Source organism: Mesorhizobium sp. M6A.T.Ce.TU.002.03.1.1 (genome assembly GCF_003997275.1).
GTDB classification, from domain to species: Bacteria; Pseudomonadota; Alphaproteobacteria; order Rhizobiales; family Rhizobiaceae; genus Mesorhizobium; species Mesorhizobium mediterraneum.
Genome location: NZ_RZTI01000043.1, coordinates 1 through 4,153 on the forward strand (window position 1 = coordinate 1; position 4,153 = coordinate 4,153).

Genomic DNA, 4,153 nt, shown 5'->3' on the forward strand with positions numbered 1-4,153 from the left:
GAAGTGATCAAGGACCTTGGCTTGGAGTTGGAGATAATCTTCAACAAGGGTGCCGTCATGGTGCTGCCGAGCGGGGTCAACAAGGCGACCGGTCTTGCCGCTGCCCTCGAGGATGTGGAATTGTCCGCCCACAATGTCGTCGGCATCGGCGATGCGGAGAACGATCACGCCTTTCTGCGCGCCGTCGGCTTCGGCGTTGCAGTTGCCAATGCCCTGCCGAAGGTAAGGGAGACGGCGGGCCACGTGACGAATGGTGCCCGCGGCGCGGGCGTGAGGGAGTTGATCGAGGGCCTCATCTCGCATGACGCCGCCTCGCTGGACACGGCGCGGCAACGCATCGAGATTGGCGCGGACGACGGATCGGGCGCAGTGATGCACCTTTCACCGCGCGGCGGCAGCGTCCTGCTGGCCGGCACGTCCGGGATCGGAAAATCCACCCTCGCCACCGCCCTGACCGAACGCTTCGTCGAGCAAGGCTTCCAGTTTTGCGTGCTCGACCCGGAAGGCGACTACGAGGAACTGGAGGACGTGCTGGTGGTTGGCGACGCCAAAAGCCCGCCGAGCTCACGCGAAATCTTCGACCTTTTGTCCAAGCCGTCCAACAATGTCGCCGTCAACATGCTCGGGATCAAGACCGGGGAACGGCCAAACGCCTTCGCCAAGCTGCTGCCGGAGCTTGCCGCGCTTCGCGCCCGCACCGGACGCCCGCACTGGCTGATCATCGACGAGGCACACCACCTGTTGCCGCACGCACGCGACGGCACATCCTTTGCGCTTCCAAAAAGCCTTTCGGCGACCATTCTGGTCACAGTCCATCCCGATCTGGTTTCGCGCGACGTGCTGGCAGGTGTCGACACGGTGCTGGTCCTTGGCCCGGAAGCCGACAAGGTCGTCGAAAGCTTCTGTGCCGCAATTGGCGAGGACGTGCCGGAGGGCGTCGCGCCGCCACCGGAAAACAAGGTTCTGTATTGGAACCGCTCGACAGCCGATCCCGCGAGGCCGATCTCGGTCGAACGTCCCCGGCAGGAACGCAAGCGCCATATACGCAAATATGCCGAGGGCGATCTTGGCGACAACAGTTTCTATTTCCGCGGCGCTGACGGCACGCTCAACCTGAAAGCGCAAAATCTCATGATGTTCCTCCATCTCGCCGAGGGGATCGACGACCGCACCTGGGAGCATCACTTGCGCGCGGGCGACTATTCGGCCTGGTTCCGCAACCAGGTCAAGGACATGGAACTTGCGGAGGAAGCGGCTATCATCGAGGATGACGATAGTCTCGATCCGCATAGAAGCCGCGCCGCCATCGCGGAAGCGGTCCATCGCCGCTACACCGCGCCCGCCGACTGAATCCCGCCCATGCGGATGGTATCCAAGTCTCGCCGATGGCGGATCGCCGCCGAACGGCATCCGTCATCAACGACCATTGGAGGCGTGAAAATCACTTCGCCGCCTCCATCATCCGAACATGCCGACCTGTAGCGTCAATGCCGATGCTTCAATGCATGAATGTTCCGCGCAGCCAGGCAAAGAAACCGAACCTCTCCGACATTGCCGCACGGACGCGAGAGGCAGCCCACCGCGCTCGTATCGTGGCGCCGACATGGCAATGGCAGACGATTTCGTGCAACTGCCAGTCGGTCAGCTCGAAGAAGCGCCTGGCTTCGCCATAGGTGTCATCTCTCAAGCCTTGTGCGCGAAAAATCGGATCCTCGAAGGCAACGGTGAGAGGCGAGTCGTTGTAGCGCATTTTTTCGCGTATCTCAGGGGATTTGTATTCGGTGCCCGTCAGCGCTTCGAGACGCCGATCGGGATTTTGCTCTAGCAGTTTCGCCCAACGTTCGAGACGCTGGCTTCGAGTCGCCACGAGGTCTGTTGCTTCAGCGTGAACGTCGGCAACGGCATGCAGTTGGTCAAGTGTTTGGTGCTTCACGACCGCCTCCTATTCAGCAGGTGAGTTTGTCCCACCCTGAAATGGAAATTATGGCGCTCCACGACGCCGACAAGGCCCTCATGCGGGGACCATTCGATCAATTTTCTGACGGCGCCGTCCTGCCACGAGCGCCTGATGCCTGCGGGATCGTCGGAGGCTCGTATCGGAACCATAGGCACGCGTGGTCGTTCTGCGTGCATCAGCCCGTAGAGCGAAACCGGTCGAAACGGGTGGCGTCAGAAATCCCACCCGACGTCGATGACCCGCCAAGGCAGAATGCAGCGAGCGGAAGGAAATCACACCATGGCCATTCTTCCCACTCCCGAACCAACGCCCACTCCGGCGCCCACGCCACCGCCGTTTCCCGAGCCGAAGCCGGTGCGTGAGCCGGATCCGGACAGACTTCCCGACGAAGCCCCCGTCCCCAATCCGGATGAAAACGACGCGCCACTGAAAATTGGCCCCAAAGCGTCCGATCCCGGCATTTGACGGATCGGAACTAGCGTGAAGCGATCGGGGAAACACTCATTCCAGATCGCCCGACTCCTTATGGATGCCGCAGAAGATGTCGGCGCACTGCGTGGCCGAACGGCCGGCATGCGCGTTACGGTCGCCGTCGTCTCGGCACCTACCCGGCAAGTGCGATGTTGCGGCCGCTTCGACCCTGATTTCCAGCGCCACGATCAAGCCGAATCCATGACTTGACATTTGTCGAACAAATATTGACTATTGTCACATTGGCACCAGGGCGGAGGCTACCCCGTGTCGATCGGCTCCCCACCAAAAAGGATTGCCGAATGCCCAAAGGGAGGAAGACTACGTGGAGCTTTTGCTCGAGGTGGAAGGGCTGGCAAAGTCCTTTGGCGGCGTTGCAGCCTTGCGCGAAGGCCGCCTCCAGCTTCGCGCCGGCACGGTCCATGCCCTGTGCGGCGGTAACGGCGCCGGCAAGTCGACCTTTCTCAAGATATTGATGGGTATCTTCAACCGCGATGCCGGCTCGATCCGCCGCCGCGGCAAGGATGTGGAATTCGCAAGCCCCGCCGACGCGCTGGCGTCGGGCATTGCCATTATCGAGCAGGAGCTCAGCCCTGTTCCCCACATGACGGTTGCCGAGAATATCTATCTCGGCCGCGAGCCCAAGGCGCGCTTCGGAGGCATCGATTTCCGTGCGATGAACCGGTCCGCGCAAAGGCTGCTGGACGATCTGGAATTCGATATCCGGGCCACGCAGTACATGATGAACCTCTCGGTTGCGCAGATGCAGCTCGTCGAGATTGCCAAGGCGCTCAGTCACGACGCCGAGGTCATCTTCATGGATGAGCCGACGTCGGCGATCGGCGAGCGGGAGGCGCAGCACCTGTTTGCCGCGATCCGCCGCCTGCAGGCGCAAGGGCGTGGCATCGTCTATGTTTCCCACCGTCTGTCGGAGATCTTTCAGATCGCCGATTCCTACACGGTCTTTCGCGACGGCGCCTATGTTGGCAGCGGCGCGCTTGCGGACATCGATCGGCCCGAGCTCATTCGCATGATCGTTGGCCGCGAGCTGTCGGAGGAATTCGCCAAGACCAGCACGCCGACGCAAGAACCCGGTATCGAAATTGCCGGGCTCAGTTGCCCGAACAAGATCGAGGACATTTCGTTTTCGGTGCGAAAGGGAGAAATCTTCGGCATCTACGGCCTGATGGGAGCCGGGCGGACAGAAATCTTCAACTGCCTCTTCGGGCTCGACAAGCCATCGACGGGAAGCATCAAGGTCGACGGTATCGAGGTCACCATTTCAAAGCCGGCGGATGCCATGGCGCATGGGTTGGCTCTGGTCACCGAGGACCGCAAGCTGACCGGTCTCAATCTCTCCGACAGCGTGCGCGCAAACATCTGCATGGCGAGCCTGCCTGAAATGAGCCCCAGCTTCGCCATGGATCGGGCTCGGGAGGCGCAAGCAAGCCGCGACATGCGCGAGCAGTTCCAGATCAAGGCTGCCCGCGACACGATGCCGGTTTCCGGCCTTTCGGGCGGCAACCAGCAGAAGGTGGTGCTCGGCAAATGGTTCCTTCGCAATCCGAAAGTCCTGCTTCTGGACGAGCCGACCCGCGGTGTCGATGTCGGCGCCAAGCGTGAAATCTACCGGATCATCAGCGATTTCGCCGCTGCCGGCGGCACGGTCGTGATGATCTCGTCCGAAATCGACGAGGTCCTCGGCATGGCGGACCGGATCATGGT

The 4,153-nt window shown here is 61.5% G+C and carries 5 protein-coding genes; 3 read left to right on the forward strand and 2 right to left on the reverse strand.

Annotated features, from left to right (window positions below; genetic code table 11):
- The coding region (locus EOC93_RS15115; RefSeq protein WP_127205001.1) for an HAD hydrolase family protein at positions 1-1,350 on the forward strand (1,350 nt) is incomplete at its 5' end.
- A gap of 148 nt (positions 1,351-1,498) precedes the next feature.
- Here the strand turns inward: EOC93_RS15115 and EOC93_RS15120 are convergent.
- Entirely contained in the window at positions 1,499-1,933 is a 435-nt protein-coding gene (locus EOC93_RS15120; protein WP_095489126.1) for a hypothetical protein, read from the reverse strand.
- A 303-nt stretch (positions 1,934-2,236) separates the two neighbouring features.
- Here EOC93_RS15120 and EOC93_RS15125 point away from each other — a divergent pair, with 303 nt between their 5' ends.
- The gene (locus EOC93_RS15125; protein WP_095489125.1) at positions 2,237-2,422 is read left to right on the forward strand and encodes a hypothetical protein; all 186 of its coding nucleotides are present in this window, start codon (positions 2,237-2,239) and stop codon (positions 2,420-2,422) included.
- A gap of 36 nt (positions 2,423-2,458) precedes the next feature.
- Here the strand turns inward: EOC93_RS15125 and EOC93_RS34105 are convergent, their stop codons facing one another.
- Complete coding sequence (locus EOC93_RS34105) at positions 2,459-2,620, reverse strand: hypothetical protein (RefSeq protein WP_158302706.1); 162 nt, start codon at positions 2,618-2,620, stop codon at positions 2,459-2,461.
- A 133-nt stretch (positions 2,621-2,753) separates the two neighbouring features.
- On the opposite strand from EOC93_RS34105, the gene EOC93_RS15130 reads away from it, so the two are divergent.
- A partial coding sequence (locus EOC93_RS15130) for a sugar ABC transporter ATP-binding protein (protein ID WP_164759143.1) occupies positions 2,754-4,153 on the forward strand: 1,400 nt, incomplete at its 3' end.

Bases quoted from the DNA above. Each gene is read 5' to 3' on its own strand.
- EOC93_RS15125 (WP_095489125.1), top strand. From the start codon at position 2,237: ATGGCCATTCTTCCCACTCCCGAACCAACGCCCACTCCGGCGCCCACG.